This is a genomic window from Cellulomonas flavigena DSM 20109 (assembly GCF_000092865.1).
Lineage (GTDB): Bacteria > Actinomycetota > Actinomycetes > Actinomycetales > Cellulomonadaceae > Cellulomonas > Cellulomonas flavigena.
On the sequence record NC_014151.1, the window covers coordinates 1,627,298 to 1,648,421 of the forward strand.

The 21,124-nt window shown below is 74.6% G+C and carries 22 protein-coding genes; 21 read left to right on the forward strand and 1 reads right to left on the reverse strand.

Translation table 11 applies throughout. From position 1 onward, the window contains the following. The first annotated feature begins 17 nt into the window (after positions 1 to 17). The 19 genes from ftsY to CFLA_RS07485 all read left to right on the forward strand — a co-directional run bounded on the left by ftsY (position 18) and on the right by CFLA_RS07485 (position 18,072). Positions 18 to 1,217, forward strand: coding sequence for a signal recognition particle-docking protein FtsY (gene ftsY / locus CFLA_RS07395; protein WP_013116696.1), 1,200 nt, complete (start codon positions 18 to 20; stop codon positions 1,215 to 1,217). Positions 1,218 to 1,391: 174 nt separating this feature from the next. Beyond that, positions 1,392 to 2,699: an ammonium transporter gene (locus CFLA_RS07400; protein ID WP_013116697.1), complete on the forward strand. Its 1,308-nt coding sequence runs from the start codon at positions 1,392 to 1,394 to the stop codon at positions 2,697 to 2,699. Further along, positions 2,699 to 3,040, forward strand: coding sequence for a P-II family nitrogen regulator (locus CFLA_RS07405; protein WP_013116698.1), 342 nt, complete (start codon positions 2,699 to 2,701; stop codon positions 3,038 to 3,040). Before CFLA_RS07400 ends, CFLA_RS07405 begins: the two co-directional genes overlap by 1 nt. 21 nt (positions 3,041 to 3,061) lie before the next feature. After that, positions 3,062 to 4,858, forward strand: a complete 1,797-nt coding sequence (locus CFLA_RS07410; protein WP_013116699.1) for a [protein-PII] uridylyltransferase — start codon at positions 3,062 to 3,064, stop codon at positions 4,856 to 4,858. 29 nt (positions 4,859 to 4,887) lie between these two features. Next, positions 4,888 to 6,498 (forward strand): signal recognition particle protein, encoded by a 1,611-nt coding sequence (gene ffh, locus CFLA_RS07415; protein WP_013116700.1) that lies wholly within the window; start codon positions 4,888 to 4,890, stop codon positions 6,496 to 6,498. Between the two features lie 7 nt (positions 6,499 to 6,505). Beyond that, a complete protein-coding gene (locus tag CFLA_RS07420; protein WP_013116701.1) occupies positions 6,506 to 7,594 on the forward strand; it encodes an amidohydrolase family protein in 1,089 nt (362 codons plus the stop codon). Positions 7,595 to 7,844: 250 nt separating this feature from the next. After that, positions 7,845 to 8,270, forward strand: a complete 426-nt coding sequence (gene rpsP / locus CFLA_RS07425) for a 30S ribosomal protein S16 (RefSeq protein WP_013116702.1) — start codon at positions 7,845 to 7,847, stop codon at positions 8,268 to 8,270. Further along, positions 8,270 to 8,509 (forward strand): RNA-binding protein, encoded by a 240-nt coding sequence (locus CFLA_RS07430; protein ID WP_013116703.1) that lies wholly within the window; start codon positions 8,270 to 8,272, stop codon positions 8,507 to 8,509. Before rpsP ends, CFLA_RS07430 begins: the two co-directional genes overlap by 1 nt. An 82-nt stretch (positions 8,510 to 8,591) precedes the next feature. Further along, complete coding sequence (gene rimM / locus CFLA_RS07435; RefSeq protein ID WP_013116704.1) at positions 8,592 to 9,158, forward strand: ribosome maturation factor RimM; 567 nt, start codon at positions 8,592 to 8,594, stop codon at positions 9,156 to 9,158. Positions 9,159 to 9,161: 3 nt separating this feature from the next. Further along, on the forward strand, positions 9,162 to 9,953 hold the full coding sequence (trmD, locus tag CFLA_RS07440; RefSeq protein WP_013116705.1) for a tRNA (guanosine(37)-N1)-methyltransferase TrmD: 792 nt from the start codon (positions 9,162 to 9,164) through the stop codon (positions 9,951 to 9,953). Between the two features lie 242 nt (positions 9,954 to 10,195). Beyond that, entirely contained in the window at positions 10,196 to 10,561 is a 366-nt protein-coding gene (gene rplS, locus CFLA_RS07445; protein ID WP_013116706.1) for a 50S ribosomal protein L19, read from the forward strand. Between the two features lie 168 nt (positions 10,562 to 10,729). After that, positions 10,730 to 11,602, forward strand: coding sequence for a signal peptidase I (lepB, locus tag CFLA_RS07450; RefSeq protein WP_013116707.1), 873 nt, complete (start codon positions 10,730 to 10,732; stop codon positions 11,600 to 11,602). Next, positions 11,599 to 12,438, forward strand: a complete 840-nt coding sequence (locus CFLA_RS07455; protein ID WP_013116708.1) for a ribonuclease HII — start codon at positions 11,599 to 11,601, stop codon at positions 12,436 to 12,438. Before lepB ends, CFLA_RS07455 begins: the two co-directional genes overlap by 4 nt. Positions 12,439 to 12,463: 25 nt before the next feature. Continuing rightward, the gene (locus CFLA_RS07460) at positions 12,464 to 12,787 is read left to right on the forward strand and encodes a DUF2469 domain-containing protein (RefSeq protein ID WP_013116709.1); all 324 of its coding nucleotides are present in this window, start codon (positions 12,464 to 12,466) and stop codon (positions 12,785 to 12,787) included. A 144-nt stretch (positions 12,788 to 12,931) separates the two neighbouring features. Continuing rightward, on the forward strand, positions 12,932 to 13,288 hold the full coding sequence (locus tag CFLA_RS07465) for a YraN family protein (RefSeq protein WP_013116710.1): 357 nt from the start codon (positions 12,932 to 12,934) through the stop codon (positions 13,286 to 13,288). Further along, a complete protein-coding gene (locus CFLA_RS07470; RefSeq protein WP_013116711.1) occupies positions 13,289 to 14,806 on the forward strand; it encodes a YifB family Mg chelatase-like AAA ATPase in 1,518 nt (505 codons plus the stop codon). Further along, complete coding sequence (gene dprA, locus CFLA_RS07475) at positions 14,803 to 16,011, forward strand: DNA-processing protein DprA (RefSeq protein WP_013116712.1); 1,209 nt, start codon at positions 14,803 to 14,805, stop codon at positions 16,009 to 16,011. Before CFLA_RS07470 ends, dprA begins: the two co-directional genes overlap by 4 nt. Before the next feature lie 143 nt (positions 16,012 to 16,154). Continuing rightward, positions 16,155 to 17,081 (forward strand): tyrosine recombinase XerC, encoded by a 927-nt coding sequence (locus CFLA_RS07480; RefSeq protein WP_013116713.1) that lies wholly within the window; start codon positions 16,155 to 16,157, stop codon positions 17,079 to 17,081. Between the two features lie 79 nt (positions 17,082 to 17,160). Beyond that, positions 17,161 to 18,072 (forward strand): FliA/WhiG family RNA polymerase sigma factor, encoded by a 912-nt coding sequence (locus CFLA_RS07485; protein ID WP_148234311.1) that lies wholly within the window; start codon positions 17,161 to 17,163, stop codon positions 18,070 to 18,072. 56 nt (positions 18,073 to 18,128) lie between these two features. Here CFLA_RS07485 and CFLA_RS07490 read toward each other — a convergent pair whose 3' ends face one another. Beyond that, entirely contained in the window at positions 18,129 to 18,740 is a 612-nt protein-coding gene (locus CFLA_RS07490; RefSeq protein WP_013116715.1) for a murein hydrolase activator EnvC family protein, read from the reverse strand. 425 nt (positions 18,741 to 19,165) lie between these two features. Between CFLA_RS07490 and rpsB the strand changes: the two genes are divergently transcribed. Next, positions 19,166 to 20,146: a 30S ribosomal protein S2 gene (rpsB, locus tag CFLA_RS07495; protein WP_013116716.1), complete on the forward strand. Its 981-nt coding sequence runs from the start codon at positions 19,166 to 19,168 to the stop codon at positions 20,144 to 20,146. A 116-nt stretch (positions 20,147 to 20,262) separates the two neighbouring features. Beyond that, positions 20,263 to 21,108, forward strand: a complete 846-nt coding sequence (gene tsf, locus CFLA_RS07500; RefSeq protein ID WP_013116717.1) for a translation elongation factor Ts — start codon at positions 20,263 to 20,265, stop codon at positions 21,106 to 21,108. Positions 21,109 to 21,124 lie beyond the last annotated feature (16 nt).

A 21,124-nucleotide genomic window follows, 5' to 3' on the forward strand; every position in this document is an offset into this window, starting at 1 on the left:
CCCGACAGACTGTCCACGTGGACAACGAACTCCTGCCCTACCTCGTCGGTGCCCCCGTGCTCGTGGCGGCGGCCGCGGCAGTCCTCCTCGGACGCCGTCGCCGGTCCGACGCCCCGCCGCAGGCCGGCACGGAGCCGACGGGCGACGGCGCGGCGCCGCCGGTCGTCACCGCACCCGAGGCGCCCGCCCCCGTCGACGGCGCCGCGGCGCCCACCGCCGGCCCCGACGACCTGGTCGTGCCCGACGACCTGGCGGCGCCGCCTCTGGAGACGCCCGAGCCCACCGCCGGCCGGCTGCGCCGCCTGCGCGAGCGGCTCGCGCGCTCGGGATCGCCGCTGGGGACCCGCCTGCTGGGCGTGCTGTCGCGCGACCACCTCACCGAGGACGACTGGGACGAGCTCGAGGAGACGCTCCTGCTCGCCGACGTCGGTGCGGGGCCCACGGACGAGCTCATCGACGCGCTGCGCACGCGCGTGCGCGTCGACGGCCTGCGCGACGGCGAGCAGGCGCGCGCGGTGCTGCGCGAGCAGCTCCTCGCGCTCGTCGACCCGAGTCTCGACCGGACGCTCGCCACGGAGCCGACGACGGCCGAGGACGGGCAGCGACTCCCCGCGGTCGTGCTCGTGGTCGGGGTCAACGGCACCGGCAAGACCACGACGGTCGGCAAGCTCGCGCGTGTGCTGGTGGCGGACGGCCGCCGCGTGGTGCTCGGGGCCGCGGACACGTTCCGTGCCGCTGCCGCCGACCAGCTCCAGACGTGGGGCTCACGCGTCGGGGTCCCGACCGTCCGTTCCGACCGGGACGGCGCCGACCCGGCCGCGGTGGCCTTCGACGCCGTGCGCACCGGTGTCGCCGACGGCGCGGACGTCGTGCTCGTCGACACCGCGGGGCGCCTGCAGAACAAGGCGGGCCTCATGGACGAGCTCGGCAAGATCACGCGCGTCATCACGCGCACCGCGCCCCTGTCCGAGGTGCTCCTGGTGCTCGACGCGACGACGGGCCAGAACGGGCTCAACCAGGCCCGCGTGTTCGGGGAGGTGGCCGGCGTCACCGGCATCGTGCTCACCAAGCTCGACGGCACCGCCAAGGGCGGCATCGTCGTGGCCGTGCAGCGCGAGCTCGGGGTGCCCGTGAAGCTGGTGGGCCTCGGCGAGGGACCGGACGACCTGGCGCCGTTCGACCCCGAGGCATTCGTCGACGGGCTCCTGCAGACCTGACGCGCGAACGGGACGAACCCTCCCGGACGCTGGACATCCGCCCAGCACGAAACCCGATGTTTACGCGGTGATGTCGGCTGTCACACGCGTGTAACGCCCGTGCCGGTCCTGTGAAACCGCCCCGCTCCACAGTTGTCCCCGTCCGGCCGCCCGGCTGGCGAGGGGAGTGCAGACATGGAGTGGGACACCGGAGCCGCAGCCTGGATGCTGACGTCAGCATCCCTGGTGCTCCTCATGACGCCAGGACTGGCGTTCTTCTACGGGGGCATGGTCAGGGGCAAGTCCGTCCTGAACATGATGATGATGTCGTTCGGCGCGATCGGCGTCGTCGGCGTGATCTACGTGCTGTGGGGATGGTCGACGTCGTACGGCTCGAGCGTCGCCGGGATCTTCGGGAACCCGTTCGACCAGTTCGGCCTCAGCGGCACGCTGTTCGACGCCGACGGTGCCGCGGTGGCCAGCCCGCTGGGCAACTACCCGCAGGTCATCGACGTCGCGTTCCAGGTGACGTTCGCGATCATCACCGTCGCGCTCATCAGCGGCGCGATCGCCGACCGGGTCAAGTTCGGCACGTGGATGGCGTTCGTGGCCGTGTGGGTCACGGTCGCGTACTTCCCGATGGCGCACATGGTGTGGGGCGGCGGCCAGCTGTCCGGCGCCGAGGGCTCCATCGCCGCGCTGATCTTCGGCACGACGGACGGCGCCGCGAACACGGCACCGATCGACTTCGCCGGTGGCACGGTCGTCCACATCAACGCCGGTGTCGCGGCCCTCGTGCTCGCGCTCATCGTCGGCAAGCGCAAGGGCTTCGGCACCGAGGCGATGCGCCCGCACAACCTGCCGTTCGTCATGCTCGGTGCGGCCCTGCTGTGGTTCGGCTGGTTCGGCTTCAACGGCGGCTCCGCCTTCGGCGCCAACGAGAGCGCCGGCCTCGCGTGGGTCAACACCACCGTGTGCACCGCGGCCGCGATGCTCGCGTGGCTCGTGACGGAGAAGCTGCGTGACGGCCACGCCACCTCGCTCGGCGCCGCGTCCGGCATCGTCGCGGGCCTGGTCGCCATCACGCCGGCCGCGGGTGCCCTGCGCCCCGTGACGTCGATCGTCCTGGGTGTGGTCGCCGGTGCGCTCTGCGCCCTGGCGGTCGGCCTGAAGTACAAGTTCGGCTACGACGACTCGCTCGACGTCGTCGGCGTCCACCTCGTCGGTGGCCTCGTCGGTACGGTGATGATCGGCTTCCTCGCCGCCGACGGTGGTCTCTTCTTCGGCGGTGGCGCCAACCTGCTCGTCATCCAGATCGTGATCGCCCTCGTGGCGGTCCTGTTCTCGGGCCTGGTGACGCTGGTGATCGGTCTCATCCTCAAGGCCACGCTCGGGTGGCGCGTCTCGCAGGACGTCGAGGTCGGCGGCATCGACCTCGCGGTGCACGGCGAGACCGCGTACGAGAACCTGGGCGGCGCCCGTGTCGTGTCGGAGGTGAAGTGATGACGAAGCTCGTGACGGCGATCATCCAGCCGCATCGGCTGGACGACGTGAAGTCGGCCCTCGAGGCTGCGGGGGTCCGCGGTCTGACGGTCAGCGAGGCCAGCGGCTACGGCCGCCAGAAGGGCCACACCGAGGTCTACCGAGGTGCGGAGTACACGGTCGACCTCGTGCCGAAGGTCCGCATCGACGTCCTCGTCGCGGACGAGGACGTGGCCGGCGTGACCGAGGTGGTCGTGCAGGCCGCGCAGACCGGCAAGATCGGTGACGGCAAGGTCTGGGTCGTGCCGGTCGAGGACGTGGCTCGCGTCCGCACCGGTGAGCACGGCGACGACGCACTCTGAGCGCCGGGTCGTAGCGCGCAGATGACGACCGGACGGCCGCCCGCGGGGGGCGCGGCCGGGTCGCCGCAGCAGCCGCAGGTCCCGCACCCCCCCGGGGTGCGGGACCTGCGGGCTGCGAGGCTCGACCTGGCGGCACGGATGATGGCACCGGGCAGTGACGGCGTGGCACGCCGTCGAGCCGTGGCCGACCTGGTGGTCGGCGCACTGGCCCGGCTGTGGACGGAGGCGACCGAGGGGCGCGACGTGCAGGGCGTCGCACTGGGCGTCGTCGGGAGCGTGGGGCGCGGCGACGCGAGCCCGGTGTCGGACCTCGACCTGCTGCTGGTCCACGAGGGACGGGGGCACTCGGCCGAGGAGCTCGCCCGCCTCGCCGAGCGCCTGTGGTACCCGATCTGGGACGCGGGGCTCGACCTCGACCACTCGGTGCGCTCGCTCGCGCAGTGCCGGCAGGTGGCGTCGAAGGACCTGCCGGCGGCGGTCGGGCTCCTCGAGCTGCAGCCCGTCGCGGGTGACGGGGTGGTCATCGCCCGCGCGACGTCGGCGCTGCTGGCCGACTGGCGCTCGGCCGCGCGCCGCCGGCTGCCCGAGCTGCTGTCGTCGACGCGGCAGCGGGCCGACCGGCACGGTGAGCTGGCGTACCTCATCGAGCCGGACCTCAAGGAGGCGCGCGGCGGCATCCGGGACGCGGTCGTGCTGTCGGCGCTCGCCGCGACATGGCTCACCGACCGACCGCACGGCGCGGTCGACCACGCGTACGCACACCTGCTCGACGTCCGCGACGCGGTGCAGGTGGTCACGCGCCGCCACACCAACCGCCTGTTGCAGGCCGACCAGGACGAGGTGGCCTCGCTCGTCGGGTTCGACGACCGCGACGACCTGCTCGCCTCGATCGCGGAGGCCGGGCGGGTCATCTCCTACGCGCTGGACACCACGGCGCGCAACGCGCGCCAGGCGCTGCAGCGCCCCGCGCGCACGCCCATGATCGTGCGCGGGAGGCGCACGCCGCCGCGTCTGCGCACGATCGCCGAAGGGCTCGTCGAGCACGACGGCGAGATCGTGCTCGCGGTCGACGCGCGTCCGGCCGAGGACCCGGTGCTGTCGCTGCGGGCGGCGGCGACCGCGACCCGCACGGGCCTCGTCCTGTCGCCGGTCACCGTCGCGAGCCTCGAGGCGACACCGCCCCTGCCGACGCCGTGGCCGCGCGCCGCGCGTCAGCACCTCGTGCACCTGCTCGGCTCGGGCGCGGCCCAGGTTCCCGTGTGGGAGGCGCTCGACCTCGCGGGCGTCGCGACCACGTGGATCCCCGAGTGGGCGGGGGTGCGCAACCGTCCGCAGCGCTCGGCGATCCACCGGCACACGGTCGACCGGCACCTGATCGAGACCGTCGCGCGCGCCGGCCGGGACCGGCGGGCCGTCGAGACGCCGGAGACCCTGCTGCTCGCGGCGCTGCTGCACGACATCGGCAAGCGGGCGGGTGCCGGCGACCACTCGGTCGAGGGTGCGCGGCTCGCCGGGCCGATCGTCGCGCGCATGGGCTTCGGCCCGGAGGTCGCGGCGGACGTGACGCGGCTCGTGCGCGAGCACCTCACGCTGTCCGAGCTCGCGACGACGGCGGACCACGAGGATCCGCTGACCGTCGCGCGGCTCCTCGACGCCGTCGACCACCGCGCGGACCTGCTCGCCCTGCTGCGCGCGCTCACCGAGGCCGACGCGTCGGCCGCGGGGCCCGCGGCGTGGACGGCGTGGCGCGCGGCGCTCGTCGACGACCTCGCCGCCCGGGCCACGCGCGCGCTGGCGGGTACCCTGGGACGTCCGTAGCCGTCCCGCCGACCACCGCGAGGCCCAGCTTGTTCGCCACCCTGTCCGACCGCCTCACGTCGACGTTCAAGAACCTGCGCACGAAGGGCCGCCTGTCCGAGGCGGACATCGACGCGACGATCCGCGAGATCCGCCGTGCGCTGCTCGACGCCGACGTGGCGGTCACGGTCGTGCGCCAGTTCACCGGCGCCGTCCGCGAGCGGGCGCTGTCGGCGGAGGTCTCGGCGGCGCTCAACCCGGCCCAGCAGGTCGTCAAGGTCGTCAACGAGGAGCTCGTCGCGATCCTCGGCGGGCAGACGCGGACGCTCGCGTTCGCGAAGCAGCCGCCGACCGTCGTGATGCTCGCGGGTCTGCAGGGTGCGGGCAAGACGACCCTCGCGGGCAAGCTGGCGCTGTGGCTGCGCGAGCAGGGCCACACGCCGCTGCTCGTCGCGGCCGACCTGCAGCGTCCCAACGCCGTCACGCAGCTCCAGGTGGTCGGCGAGCGGGCTGGTGTGCCGGTGTACGCGCCCCACCCGGGCAACCAGGGTGCCGACGACGTGCTGCCCGCGGGTGCGGACCCGGTCGCCGTCGCGCGCGCCGGTGTCGAGACCGCGCGGCAGAAGCAGCACGACGTGGTGGTCGTCGACACGGCCGGCCGCCTCGGCGTCGACGCCGAGCTCATGGCGCAGGCGTCCGACATCCGCGACGCCGTGCAGCCCGACGAGGTGCTGTTCGTCGTCGACGCGATGATCGGCCAGGACGCGGTCACCACGGCGCAGGCCTTCGCCGACGGCGTCGGGTTCACGGGTGTGGTGCTCTCCAAGCTCGACGGCGACGCGCGCGGTGGTGCGGCCCTGTCGATCGCGAGCGTCACCGGGCGCCCGATCATGTACGCCTCCACGGGCGAGAAGCTCACCGACTTCGAGGTCTTCCACCCCGACCGGATGGCCTCGCGCATCCTCGACATGGGCGACGTGCTCACCCTCATCGAGCAGGCGGAGAAGGCGTTCGACGCCGAGCAGGCCGAGAAGATGGCCGGCAAGCTCGTCGCCGGTGAGGACTTCACGCTCGAGGACTTCCTCGTGCAGATGCAGCAGCTCAAGAACATGGGCTCGATCAAGAAGATGTTCGGCATGCTGCCGGGCATGGGGCAGATGCGTGAGGCCCTGGAGAACTTCGATGAGCGCGAGGTCGACCGCATCGAGGCGATCATCCGCTCGATGACGCCGGGCGAGCGGCAGAACCCCAAGATCATCAACGGCTCGCGCCGCGCCCGCATCGCGCGTGGCTCCGGCACCACCACGAGCGAGATCAACCAGCTCCTCGAGCGGTTCGACGGCGCGAAGAAGATGATGCGCCAGATGGCCAAGGGCGGCGGGATGCCCGGCGGCATGCCGGGCATGGGGAACCTGCCGGGCATGGGCGGCAAGAAGTCCCGGGGCCGGCAGGCGCCCCAGCCCAAGCGTGGCAAGGCGCGCTCGGGCAACCCGGCGAAGCGTGCCGAGCAGGAGCGGGCCGCCGCGGCGCGTGCGGCGGCGGGACCGGCGGCGCCCGCGGGGTCGGCGTTCGGCCTGGGCGCCGCTCCGGCCACGGAGACCTCCGAGCTCGACCCGTCCAGCCTGCCGTCCGGCCTGGGTGACCTGTTCAAGGGTCGCTGACCTCGTCGTGATCACCCACCTGCGCGGCACGGTCGTCCTCGGCGACGAGCACGAGGTCGGTGAGGCGTGGGTCGTGGGGGACCGCCTCACGCTGGAGCAGCCGCCCGCGCCCGCCGAGGCCGTGCTCGAGGGGTGGGTGCTGCCGGGCCTCGTGGACGTGCACTGCCACATCGGCCTGGGCGCCGACGGTGCGGTCGACGACGCGACCGCGCGGGCGCAGGGGTGGGCCGACCGCGACGCGGGCGTGCTCCTCGTGCGTGATGCGGGCTCGCCGGCCGACACGCGCTGGGTCGACGCCCGCCCGGACCTGCCGCGGCTCATCCGTGCCGGCCGCCACCTGGCGCGCACCAAGCGCTACCTGCGGCACTACGGGCGCGAGCTGACCGACCCGGCGCAGCTGCCGCAGGCCGTCCGCGAGGAGGTCGCGCGGGGCGACGGCTGGATCAAGCTCGTCGCGGACTGGATCGACCGTGACCTCGGCCCCGACGGCGACCTGCGTCCGCTGTGGCCGGACGACGTGCTCGCCGAGGCCGTGGCGGTCGCGCACGCGGCCGGCGCCCGCGTCACCGCGCACACGTTCAGCCACGAGGCGCTCGACCCCCTGCTCGACGCGGGCGTCGACTGCCTCGAGCACGCGACGGGTGCGACGCCCGCACAGATCGAGCGGATCGCCGCGGCCGGCGTGCCCGTGACGGCGACGCTGCTCCAGGTCGGGCAGTTCGAGGCGATCGCCGCGCAGGGCGAGGCGCGCTACCCGCGGTTCGCGGAGCGGATGCGCACGATGCACGCCCGCCGGTACGACCACGTGCGCGACCTGCACGACGCGGGCGTGCGCGTGCTGGTCGGCACCGACGCGGGGGGCACGATCAGCCACGGCCGGATCGCCGACGAGGCCGCCGAGATGGCACGCGCCGGGATCCCGGCGCACGACGTCGTCGCGGCCGCGTCGTGGCGCACGCGCGAGTGGCTGGGCGTGCCCGGCATCGCCGAGGGGGCGAGCGCCGACGTCGTCGTCTACGACACGGACCCACGCGCCGACGTCGCGGTGCTGGCCGCGCCGCGGGCCGTGGTGCTGCGCGGCGCGCGCGTGCGCTGACGAGAACGGCGCAGGGGTGCCTCGGCGACGGCAAGTCCTCGGGGTGCTCGAGGTCGGGAGCTGTCGCTGCGGGCGCCCGCACGCGCGGATTCGTTACCGACGCCGTCGATCTGGCACAATGGTCGGCTGTACTCGGCCCGTGCAGCCCCTCTACCTGCACGGTGTCCGTGTCCTCCGGCCGGACCAGCGCGCCCACCCCACGGGAAGCGCCGCGAGGCCACCTCAGCAGACATCAGGAGAACACCACCTCGTGGCAACGAAGATCCGTCTCAAGCGCCTGGGCAAGATCCGCGCGCCGTACTACCGCATCGTCGTCGCCGACTCGCGCACCAAGCGCGACGGTCGCGTGATCGAGGAGATCGGCAAGTACCACCCGACCGAGGAGCCCTCGCTCATCGAGATCACCTCCGAGCGGGCGCAGTACTGGCTCGGCGTCGGCGCGCAGCCGACCGAGCAGGTCCTCGCGCTGCTCAAGGTCACCGGTGACTGGCAGAAGTTCAAGGGCCTGCCGGGCGCCGAGGGCACGCTGCGCGTCAAGGAGGCCAAGGCCGACCCGAAGGCGGCCGTCGAGGCCGCCGCGCTCGACGCCGAGAAGGTGAAGGCGAAGGCCTCGGAGAAGAAGGCCGCCGCCGCCGAGGCCCCGGCCGAGGCCCCCGCCGAGGACGAGCAGGCCTGATGCTCGCCGACGCGCTCGAGCACCTGGTGCGCGGCATCGTCGACCACCCGGACGACGTGCGCGTGCGTGCGTCGTCGCTGCGCCGCGGCGAGATGCTCGAGGTGCGCGTGCACCCCGAGGACCTCGGCCGCGTCATCGGCCGCGGCGGCCGGACCGCCCGTGCGCTGCGCACGGTGGTCGGGGCGCTGTCGCCCGACGGTGCGGTGCGCGTCGACGTGGTCGACGTCGACCGGCGCTGACCGCCAGACACACCGACGGCCCGGTCCCTCGTCGAGGGGCCGGGCCGTCGTCGTCCCCGACGTGGTCGGGGGAGGGAGAGACATGCTGCTGACCGTCGCCCGGATCGGGCGCGCGCACGGCCTGCGCGGCGAGGTCGCGCTCGACGTGCGGACCGACGCACCCGAGGACCGGCTGGTCGTCGGTGCCCGGATCGCCACCCAGCCCGCGTCCGCGGGACCGCTCGAGATCGCCCGCGTCCGCGAGGCCCAGGGTCGGTGGTACGTGACGTTCGTGCAGGCGACCGACCGCACCGCGGCCGAGGCGCTGCGCGGCGTCGCGCTGGTCGTCGACAGCGACGACGACGAGGCGGACGAGGACGACGCCTGGTACCCCCACCAGCTCGTGGGGCTGCGCGCGGAGCACGCGGCCGACGGCCGGCTCCTGGGCGAGGTCGTCGGCCTGGAGCACCTTCCGGCGCACGACGTGCTCGTGCTGCGCGAGGCGGACGGGGCGCGCACGCTCGTGCCGTTCGTCGCCGCGATCGTGCCCGTGGTCGACGTGGCCGGCGGCCGCGTCGTCCTCGATCCGCCGGGTGGTCTGCTCGCGGCCGACGCGGCGAACCTCGTCGTCAGCGACGAGACCCGCGGCGCCCCCGGCGGCGAGGGCTGAGACGTGCGCATCGACGTCGTCTCGATCTTCCCGGAGTACCTCGCGCCGCTCGATCTGTCGCTGGTCGGCAAGGCGCGCGCCGCCGGCCTGCTGGACCTGCGCGTGCACGACCTGCGGGGCTGGACCGACGACCGCCACCGCACGGTCGACGACACGCCGTTCGGCGGCGGCGCGGGCATGGTGATGCGGCCCGACGTGTGGGGGCGCGCGCTGGACGACGTGCTCACACCCGAGGCGCGGCTGCTCGTGCCGTCGCCTGCCGGCGAGCGGTTCACGCAGCGGACCGCCGAGCGCTGGGCCGGCGAGGAGCACCTGGTCGTGGCGTGCGGGCGCTACGAGGGCATCGACGCGCGCGTCGTCGAGCACTACGCGGCGCGCGGGCGGGTCACCGAGGTCTCGCTGGGCGACTACGTCCTCAACGGCGGGGAGGTGGCGGCGCTCGTGGTGGTCGAGGCGGTGGCGCGTCTGCTGCCCGGCGTCGTCGGCAACCCCGAGTCGCTCGTCGAGGAGTCGCACGGCGCCGCGGGCCTGCTCGAGTACCCCGTGTACACCAAGCCGCCGTCGTGGCAGGGGCACGACGTGCCCGACGTGCTGCTGTCCGGCCACCACGCCCGGATCGCGCGCTGGCGGCGCGACGAGGCCCTGCGCCGGACCGCGGCGCGGCGACCGGACCTGCTGACGCTGCGCGACCCGCAGGGGTGGGACCGCCGTGACCTCGAGGTGCTCGCCGCATGCGGGTGGGAGCTCGTCGACGGAGGGCTGCGGGACGTGCGTGCCGCGGTGGTCGGCGACTGAGGGCGCGGGAGCGTCCACGGATTGGGTCACCACGTCGCGGTGTGGCAGACTTTCCCCTCGGTGTGCGTCCGCCGCCTCCCTGCCGCAGGGGGGAGCGCCTGTGACGCGCGGACCGGACCGGCGTCGCCGGGAGCCCGGTCCGGACCGACAGACCCGACCCTCGGGCGCGTGCCCTCGCCACGGCAGCGCGCGCGCCCGTCGATCACGTTCTGACCTGCGGCAGGGCGGGGAAGCGACACGACATGCACACGCTCGACGCGCTCGACGCAGCATCGCTGCGGCACGACCACCCGGACTTCCGCCCCGGTGACACCCTCAAGGTCAACGTGAAGGTCGTCGAGGGCAACCGCTCCCGCATCCAGGCGTTCCAGGGTGTCGTCATCGCCCGTCAGGGCGCCGGTGTGCGTGAGACCTTCACGATCCGCAAGATCAGCTTCGCCGTCGGCGTCGAGCGGACCTTCCCGCTGCACACCCCCTCGATCGAGTCGATCGAGGTCGTGACGCGCGGTGACGTCCGCCGGGCCAAGCTGTACTACCTGCGCGCGCTGCGCGGCAAGAAGGCGAAGATCAAGGAGAAGCGCGAGAACGCCCCGGCCAAGAAGGGCTGACGCAGCGCGCTCCTGCGCACGTCGCGACGGGCGGTCACCCCTGTGGGTGGCCGCCCGTCGTCGTCCGCCGGTGTCTGCTGCACAGCGCGCGTCCAGCAGACCCCCGGCCTGGTCTCGCGTCGTGGCGAGCGCACCCCGCGGAGCGCCTGTCCGTGTCAGAGTGTGTCGGTGACCGAGTTCCGAGCCGACGGGACGGTGCCGACGCCGTCCTCGGGCCGCCCCGCCGACGTCCCCCCGAGCGCTGCACGGCCGCTGTGGACGCCCACGGGTGCGCGGGTCGGCGGCGCCGGGCAGGGGTGGGCGTCCCGCGCCCGCGCGGAGCGCGACGACGAGCCGGGCCGTGACCGGGACGCGGTGCGCCGGCGCCCGTCCACCGCGTGGTCGTGGGTGCGCGAGACGGCGATCATCCTCGTCAGCGCACTCGTGCTGTCGCTCGTCGTCAAGACCTTCCTCGTGCAGGCGTTCTTCATCCCCTCGCAGTCGATGCGCGAGACGCTCGTCGAGAACGACCGGATCCTCGTGAGCAAGCTCACTCCCGGCCCGTTCGATCTGCGCCGCGGTGACGTGGTCGTGTTCAAGGACCCGGGCGGGTGGCTGCCGCCGGAGCTCGAGAAGGAGCGCAGCCCGTTCGGCCAGGCCGTCAACGACGGGCTGACGTTCATCGGCCTGCTCCCGCAGGACGCCGGCGAGCACCTCGTCAAGCGCATCATCGGCCTGCCGGGCGACCGGGTGGCGTGCGCGGGACCCGGCGAACCGATCACGGTCAACGGTGTCCCGATCGACGAGCCGTACCTCGCCCCGGGCGCGCAGCCCAGCGAGATGGAGTTCGACGTCGTGGTCCCCGAGAACTCGTTGTGGGTCATGGGCGACAACCGCCAGCAGTCCGCCGACTCGCGCCGCAACCGGGGCAAGCCCGGCGGTGGCTCGGTGCCGATCGCGAACGTCGTCGGTGTGGCGTTCGTGACCGTGTGGCCCGTCGACCGGCTGACGGCGCTGACGAACCCGTCCGAGACGTTCGCGAACGTGCCCGACGCGGGATGACGACGGAGCTCGGGGCGCCTCCCACGCGCCGCGTCGTCGCGTCCACGACACGTCCCGCGCGTCGTGCGGCCCCGCGACCCGTCCCGCACCTGCGCCACGAGCGTGCGCTGCTGCGGACCGGTCTGCGGTACGTCGCCGGCATGGACGAGGTCGGGCGCGGCTCCCTGGCCGGGCCCGTCTCGGTCGGCGTCGTCGTCGTGGACGTCGGGACGCGTTCGGCGCCGCGCGGCGTCGCGGACTCCAAGCTGCTCACCCCCGCCGCCCGCGCCGCCCTGCTGCCCTCGCTGGGCCGCTGGGGCGTCGCGCGTGCCGTGGGCCACGCGTCCCCCACCGAGATCGACGACCGCGGGATCGTGGCCGCCCTGCGGCTGGCGGGGACGCGCGCGCTGCGCAGCGTCCTCGAGGTCGTGGAGCAGGTCGACGCGGTCGTCCTGGACGGCTCGCACGACTGGCTGACACCGCCGGAGCCCGACCTCTTCGGGACCCAGAGCGAGCTGTTCGCGCCCTCGCCGGACCTGCGGGTGCCGGCCGTGCACCTGCGCGTCAAGGCCGACCGCTCCTGCGCCACCGTGGCGGCGGCCAGCGTGCTGGCGAAGTGCGAGCGCGACGCCCTCATGGTGCAGCACGCCGCTGCCCACCCCGAGTACCGCTGGGACGAGAACAAGGGCTACGCCTCGCCCGAGCACGTCGCAGCGCTGCGCGAGCTCGGGCCGACGCCGCTGCACCGCCGGTCGTGGCGCCTGCCGACCGTGCAGGAGCCGGCGGTCGCGACGAGCGGTGAGGGGTGGCACACGCAGCCGCTGCTGCCGGACGAGGTGCTGCGCGCACCGTCGTGACGGCGCGATGGGGGATGATGGTGCGGTGAGCGCCGAGGACCTGGAGAACTACGAGACCGACATGGAGCTCGCGCTGTACCGCGAGTACCGCGACGTGGTCGGCCTCTTCTCGTACGTCGTCGAGACCGAGCGACGGTTCTACCTGGCGAACCACGTCGACCTGCAGGTGCGTTCGGCGGCCGGTGAGGTCTATTTCGAGCTCTCGCTCGTCGACGCGTGGGTGTGGGACGTCTACCGGTCGGCGCGGTTCGTGAAGTCCGTGCGCGTGGTGACGTTCAAGGACGTGAACGTCGAGGAGCTCGCGAAGGCCGAGCTGGACCTCGGGACGGGGACGGGCTTCACCCGCTGACGTCCGCGCCGGTGCGCGGGTGCGCCGTCGACGGCGCCGAGCCGACCCCAGCCCCGTCCAGCGACGGGCTCCTCCACAGATCCGTCCGGGTGTCGTCCGACGTGCGTCGCGCACCGGCAGGCTCCGTGGCCGGAGGTGGTCGACGTGCGGGCGAAGGACGCGGTCGGGCGGTACGGGGAGGACGTGGCGGCGAGGTTCGTCGCGGCGCAGGGCTGGACGGTGCTCGCGCGCAACTGGCGCTGCGGGGAGGGCGAGCTCGACATCGTCGCGCTCGACGGCGACGAGCTCGTCGCCGTCGAGGTGAAGACGCGCCGCTCCACGGCCTACGGGCACCCGGCGGAGGCGGTGACGCACCGCAAGCTCGCGCGGCTGCGGCGGCTCACGGCGCGGTGGCTCACCGAGCACGACGTGCGCGTGCGGTCGGTCCGGGTCGACGTCGTCGCCGTGGTGGTGCCGCGCGCCGGGGCGGCGCAGGTCGAGCACCTCGTGGGGGTGGTCTGAGTGCTGGGCCGGACCCGCGCGGTCGCGCTGGTCGGGCTCGTCGGACACCTCGTCGACGTCGAGTCCCACCTGGCGGCGTCCCTGCCGGCGTTCACGCTCGTGGGGCTGCCCGACGCCTCGCTCGCCGAGGCGCGCGACCGGGTGCGGGCCGCGGTGACGTCCTGCGGCATGACGTGGCCCAACCGCAGGATCACGGTCAACCTCTCGCCGGCGACGCTGCCCAAGGCCGGGTCGTCGTTCGACCTCGCGGTCGCCGTCGCCACCCTCGCGGGTGCCGGGACGGTGGACGCCGGCTCCGTCGCGGGCTGGGTGCACCTCGGTGAGCTGGGCCTCGACGGCCGCCTCCGGCCCGTCCGCGGCGTGCTGCCCTCGGTGGCGGCTGCCGTCGCCGCGGGGCACCCGCGCATCGTGGTGCCGCGCGGCAACGCCGCGGAGGCCGGTCTCGTACCCGGTGCCCAGGTCCTCCCGGCCGACAGCCTCGCGCAGGTCGCCGCGCACCACGGCGCCGACGTCGCGGTGCCGCAGGTGGAGCCCGTGCGCGACGTCGTCACGGCCGCGCCCGTGCGGCAGCATCCCGACCTGGCCGAGGTGCTGGGGCAGGAGGAGGCGCGGTACGGGCTCGAGGTGGCCGCCGCGGGTGGGCACCACCTCCTCATGGTCGGGCCGCCGGGCGCGGGCAAGACCATGCTCGCGGCGCGGCTACCCGGCATCCTGCCGGACCTCGACGAGCCGGACGCCGTCGAGGTCACGGCCGTGCACTCGGTCGCCGGCACGTTCGACCCCGGCGGCGGACTCGTGCGGCGGCCGCCGTTCGAGGACCCCCACCACACGGCGACACCGGCGAGCATCGTCGGTGGGGGGTCCGGGCTGCCGCGGCCGGGCGCCGCGTCGCGCGCGCACCGCGGGGTGCTCTTCCTCGACGAGGCTCCGGAGTTCACGTCCGCCGTCCTGCAGACGCTGCGCCAGCCGCTCGAGCACGGTGAGCTCGTGCTGCACCGTGCCGCCGGGAGCGCGCGCTACCCCGCGCGGTTCCAGCTGGTGCTCGCGGCGAACCCCTGCCCGTGCGGTCACGCGGTCGGCAAGGGCCTGGCGTGCACGTGCCGACCGGAGCAGCGGCGCCGGTACTTCGGCAAGCTCTCGGGGCCGCTGCTCGACCGCGTGGACCTGCAGCTCGAGGTACCGGCGGCGCGTGCGACGGACGCCGCCGGGGAGGGCACAGCCGCGGTCGCCCGCCGGGTCGCCGCCGCGCGCGCCGCGCAGCGCGAGCGGTGGCGCGGCACCGGGTGGCGGACCAACGCCGAGGTGCCCGCGCGCCGGCTGCACGCGCGCCTCGGGGCCGACCGCGCGCTCGTGGCCGACCTCGACCGTGCCGTCGACCGCGGCACGCTCAGCCTGCGCGGGGCGGACCGTGTCCTGCGGGTCGCGTGGACCGTCGCCGACCTCGACGGCCGCGCCGCCCCCCACCGGCACGACGTCGCGCACGCGCTGGCGCTGCGGACGCGGGGGCACGGCGCATGACCGGGACCCCGCCGGGCGTCACGTGGTGCGTCGCACCGGACGACGAGCGAGCTGCCCGGGCCGTGTGGAGTGCGCTCGCGGAGCCCGGGGACGCCGTCGCCGGTGCGCTCGTCCAGGCGTGCGGCGCCGCGCCTGCCCTCGCCTGGGTCGCGGACGCCGTGGCGACGCCGCACCCGGACTGGGCGGTTCTCGAAACTCTCGGAGGAGGTGGCGACGACGCGCTCCGACGCCGGGTGGGGCTCGGCGTCGCCCGTTGGGCGGCCCGGTGGCCCGCGCTCGACCCGGAGCGGGACCGAGCGGCCGCGCAGCGGTGCGGTGCCCGGCTCGTGGTGCCGGGTGACCCGGCGTGGCCGCGAGGCCTCGACGACCTGGGCGTACTCACACCCTTCGCCCTGTGGGTCCGCGGCGCGCCGCCCGTCGCGGACCGCACGCTCGCGGTCGTGGGCGCCCGCGCCAGCACGACGTACGGGGAGCGGGTCACCGTGGACCTCGCGGTCGAGCTCGCCCGCCGGGGGTGGGCGGTCGTCTCGGGCGGCGCCTACGGCATCGACGCGGCAGCGCACCGCGGCGCGCTGCTCGGCGGGGGTGTCACGCACGTCGTCCTGGCGGGGGGAGTGGACCGGGCGTACCCGGCCGGCAACGCGCGCCTGCTCGAGGAGGTCGTCCGTGCGGGCGGCAGCCTGTTCAGCGAGGTGCCTCCGGGGGCGACGCCGAGCCGCGCGCGGTTCCTGCAGCGCAACCGGCTGATCGCGGCGTCGGCCCAGGCCACGGTGGTCGTCGAGGCGGCGTGGCGCTCCGGTGCGGCGAGCACCGCGCACCACGCCGCGCGCCTCCTGCGGCCTGTGGGGGCCGTCCCGGGGCCCGTCACGTCCGCGGCGTCGGCGGGGTGCCACCGGCTCCTGCGCGACGGCGTCGCGGTGTGCATCACCGACGCGGCCGAGGCCATCGAGCTCGCCGGTGACGTAGGGCCCGACCTGGCTCCGACGCCGGATGCCGGCGTCACCCGTCCGACTGACGGACTCGATCCGCTCGCGCGCCTGGTCCACGACGGGCTCGCGCGGCGTACCGCGCGTGACGTGACCGTGGTGGCCGCGCGTGCCGGGACGACGGTTGCGCAGGCGCGTGCGATGCTCGGGCTGCTCGAGCTCGAGGGTCTGGCTCGCCGGACCGCGTCCGGTTGGGTGGTGGCGGACGGGCATGAGTAGCGGTTGGGTGAAAAAAACCGGCGTTCGGGGGGATCCGCTCCAACGGATCGGACATTGTCGGCTAATTCGTGCGGTGCATTCTTCGAAAAGTATCGCCGCCCTTGTCCGAACGTCGTGGCGCACGTCACCTTAGGGGCATGCAGATGGCGGAGATCACGAACGGGGCACCCGAGCGGGTGCGCCTGTGCGGCGACTTCGCTCTGCACCTGCGTGCGCAGCGCGGCGTTTCGGAGCACACGGTCCGTGCCTACCTGGGCGACGTGGACCATCTCCTGAACCACGCGGTGCGGCAGGGTGTCACCCGGGTGGACGAGATCGACCTCACGGTGCTGCGCGGCTGGCTGGCGGCGATGGCGGCGGCGGATCTCAGCCGTGCGACCGTCGCCCGGCGCGCCGCTGCGGCCCGGACCTTCTTCCGGTGGGCGACGCACACGAGCCGCGTCTCCGCCGACCCCACGCTGCGCCTGGGGACCGCCCGCGCGGGCGGCGCGCTGCCGACCGTCCTGGCGCTCGAGCCCGTCACGCGGCTCCTGGACGCGGCGCGCGAGCGTGCGGCCGACGGGGACCCCGTGCACGTGCGCGACTGGGCGACGGTGGAGCTCCTCTACGCCACGGGCGTGCGCGTCGGCGAGCTGTGCGGCGCCGACGTCGACGACCTCGACCTCCAGGAGCTGACGCTGCGGGTCGTCGGCAAGGGCGACAAGCAGCGCGTCGTGCCCTTCGGGCGTCCGGCGGCCCGCGCGGTCGGCGCGTGGCTCGCGACGGGTCGCCCGCGTCTGGTGCGCGAGGACTCGTGCGGCGCCCTGCTGCTCGGCCGGCGCGGTGGGCGGATCGACCAGCGCCAGGTCCGCACGGTCGTGCACGAGCTCGCGGCGCTGGTCGGCGTGGACGACGTCGCGCCCCACGCGCTGCGCCACACGGCAGCGACGCACCTGCTCGAGGGTGGCTCGGACCTGCGCACGGTCCAGGAGATCCTCGGCCACGCGAGCCTGTCGACGACGCAGCGTTACACCCACGTCTCGGCCGAGCGGCTCCGCTCGGCCTTCGAGCTCGCGCACCCGCGGGCCTGACGCCATGACCACCCTCCCGGGCGGGGCCCCTTCCCCCCGCCTCTCCACCAGCACCACCCGCACAGAGACGGAGCCGACGATGACGGCACTGCACGAAGCCCTCGCCGGCGAGGCCCCCGCGGCGCTGCGGGAGTACCGGCCCGGTACGGCACCCGCCGGTGTGATCCCGCAGCAGCGTTCGGTCGCCGTCGAGGAGGCGCCCGCCGCGCCGACCGCGGTCCCCGCGCCGACGCCGGTCGACGACGCCTGGTCCCGGTTCACGGCCTCGCGCTGCGCGAAGGCCCGCGAGGTGCTGATCCTGCACTACGTGCCGCTCGTGACCGCGGTCGCCGGGCGCATCGGCATGCGGCTGCCGTCCACGGTCGAGCACGCCGACCTGGTGTCGTACGGCATGTTCGGTCTCATCGACGCGATCGAGAAGTACTGCACCGACCGAGCCGTGAAGTTCGAGTCGTACGCGTCGTCCCGCATCCGCGGCGCCATCATCGACGAGCTGCGGGCCATGGACTGGGTGCCGCGGTCGGTGCGCACCAAGGCCCGCGCGGTCGACCGTGCCTACGGCGAGCTCGAGGCGACCCTGCACCGCGCGCCGACCGAGGCCGAGGTCGCGCAGCGGCTCGAGCTGCCCGTGTCCGAGCTGCGCGCCGTCTACTCGCAGCTCGCCTCGGTGAACATCGCCGCGCTCGACGAGATGCTCGCCGGCAGCGACGACCGCCCGGGTGCGGCCACGCTCGCGGACACGCTCGGTGACCGTCGTGCCGACGACCCCGCAGGCTCCGTGGAGGCCCAGGAGACGAAGTACCTGCTGTCCCGGGCGATCGAGTGCCTGGGTGAGCGCGAGCGGCTCGTGGTGGTCCTCTACTACTACGAGAGCATGACGCTGGCCGAGATCGGGCGCGTCCTCGGGGTCACCGAGTCGCGGATCTCCCAGATCCACACGGCGGCGATGGGACGGCTGCGCACACGCCTGCGGGACGCCGAGCACGCCTGACGCACGCCGTGGCGCGGTGGCGCCGGGCGGCCCTGCGGCCGCTCGCCGGCCGCGTCTCACGGCACGGGGAGCAGCACGACCGGGCCACGACCCGGCAGCAGCGCCCACGGGTCGACGTACTCCTCGCCGTCCCGCACGCCCCAGTGCAGGACGGGGGCGGTGCGTGGATGGCCGTGGGTGTGCCCGTCGACGGTGCCCAGCGGGTCGCCGGCACGCACGCGTGAACCGACGGACACCTCGGAGCGGATCGGTTCGAGGCTGGACCGGCGCCCGTCGCCGTGCAGGACGCTGAGCACGCCGCGACCGGCGACGGGGCCGGCGAACACGACGACGCCGTCGGCCGGGGCGCGCACCGTGGCGCCCGTGACGGTCGCGAGGTCGATGCCGCGGTGTCCGGGGAGCCACGGTGCCGCCGGAAGGTCGAACGCGCGCTCCACGTGCACGGCGCCGTCCAGCGGCGCCCGGTAGGCGGACGGCTCGACGCCGGACGGCCGTGCGGTCGCTGCCTCGAGGGAGCCTGGCTCGACCCCTGGCGGCGCAGCCGCCGCGGCGAGCGGCAGCGTCGCGCCGCACAGCGCGAGCACGGCGGCGAGGGTGCGGCGGACCGGGGTCGCGGCGCGGCGCGGCGGGGATCCGGTCCATGGCCCGGGGCGGGGGAGCGGGTTCACCCGAGCAGCGTGCCGCTGTCGCGGCCCCGGGGGGCGCGGGTGCGCGGGTCTGGGGACGGGGCCCGTCGTCGCGCGGGCTGGGGACGGGTCGCGCCGGCGTGCGTGCAGCGGCACGGACGGCAGCGGCGGGTCCTGCGGTGGGATAGACTCCTGCCACGACCGGCGTGTGCCGGTCGAATTCGCGTGCCACGACCCCGGTCGTCCACGTCGACGTCGAGCTCCTCGCCCCGCCCTCGGGCCGTGCGGGAGGTCGGCGCAGGCGCTGACGGCGGGCCGTCGTCCGCAGCGGTCCGGGCCTCGTGCCCGGCGCGGGCGGCGGGTGGCACCAGGGGCGCGGCCGCCGGCCGAGCCGACAACCGAGACCGCGGGCCCGGGGGGTCCGCACGAGCGCGCGCACCTCGCGGTGCGCGCCGGAAGGACGTGCCATGGCCGTCGTGACCATGCGCCAGCTGCTCGAGAGCGGTGTCCACTTCGGGCACCAGACCCGCCGCTGGAACCCCAAGATGAAGCGCTTCATCTTCACCGAGCGCAACGGCATCTACATCGTCGACCTGCAGCAGTCGCTGTCGTACATCGACCGGGCCTACGAGTTCGTCTCGCAGACCGTGGCGCACGGCGGCTCGATCCTCTTCGTCGGCACCAAGAAGCAGGCGCAGGAGCCCGTGGCCGAGCAGGCCGCGCGCGTGGGCATGCCCTACGTCAACCAGCGCTGGCTCGGTGGCATGCTCACCAACTTCTCGACCGTCCACAAGCGCCTGCAGCGCCTCAAGGAGCTCGAGCAGATCGACTTCGACGACGTCGCGGGCTCGGCCCTGACGAAGAAGGAGCTGCTCGTCCTGCGTCGTGAGAAGGACAAGCTCACCAAGACGCTCGGCGGTATCCGTGACATGGTCAAGGTCCCCTCGGCCGTGTGGATCGTCGACACGAACAAGGAGCACCTCGCCGTCGACGAGGCGCGCAAGCTCGGCATCCCGGTCGTCGCGATCCTCGACACCAACTGCGACCCCGACGTCGTGGACTACCCGATCCCGGGCAACGACGACGCGATCCGCGCCGTCCAGCTGCTGACCCGCGTGATCGCCGACGCCGTCGCCGACGGCACGCTGCGCCGTCACTCCGGCGGCAGCTCCGCCGCGCAGGGCGGCGACGCCGACGCCGAGCCGCTCGCCGAGTGGGAGCGGGAGCTCCTCGCCGGCGCCGAGGCCGGACTGCAGGACCCGGCGCTCGCGCCGGCCGCCGTCGAGGCCGCCGCCGAGAAGGCCGGTGACGCCGAGGCCCCCGCCGGGGACGCGACCCCGGCCGAGTCGGCCGTCGCGCCCGGTCAGGACGCCGCGCCCGCCGTCGAGGCCGCCGCCGAGGCCGCCGAGACCGAGGTCGCCGCGGCCGAGGGCTCCGAGCAGGCCTGACACCGGCGCCCCGACGGGCGCCCGGCACGACCCCACGGGTGCGGCGCGGACCACCGCGCCGCACCCGGCATGCCGAGGACGTCGGCATGACGAGAACTCGAGGACGGACGGAACTGATGGCGAACTACTCGCTGGCAGACATCAAGGCGCTGCGCGAGCGGACCGGCGCGGGCATGATGGACGTGAAGAAGGCGCTCGAGGAGGCCGGCGGCGACTCCGACAAGGCGCTCGAGATCATCCGCGTCAAGGGGCTCAAGGGCGTGGGCAAGCGCGAGGGCCGCGCGGCCTCCGACGGCCTCGTCGCGGCGCACGTCGGCCCGACGGCCGACGGCGAGGGCCAGGCGGGCGTGCTCGTCGAGGTCAACTCCGAGACGGACTTCGTCGCCAAGAACCAGACCTTCATCTCGCTGGCCGACCGCGTGCTCGCCACGGCGGTCGCGTCCGGTGCGGCCGACGCCGACGCTCTGCTCGCGGCCGACTCCGACGGCACGCCGGTGCAGACCGTCGTCGACGAGACCGCGGCGACACTGGGCGAGAAGATCGTCGTGCGTCGTGTCGCCCGCCTCGCCGGCGAGCACGTCGAGGTCTACCTCCACAAGGTCAACAAGGACCTGCCCCCGCAGGTCGGTGTCCTCGTGGCGACCGACGCGGCCGGTGCCGCGGTCGCCCGCGACATCGCGACGCACATCGCGGCGTTCTCCCCGAGCTACCTGACGCGCGACGAGGTCCCCGCGGACGTCGTCGAGAACGAGCGTCGGATCGCCGAGGAGACGGCCCGCAACGAGGGCAAGCCCGAGGGAGCCCTCCCGAAGATCGTCGAGGGGCGCCTCAACGGGTTCTTCAAGGAGTCGGTCCTCCTGGACCAGGCCTTCGCGAAGGACAACAAGAAGTCGGTCGGCCAGGTCGTCTCGGAGGCCGGCGGCACGGTGACGGGCTTCGTCCGCTTCCGCGTGGGAGCCTGATCGCGTGACGACGACG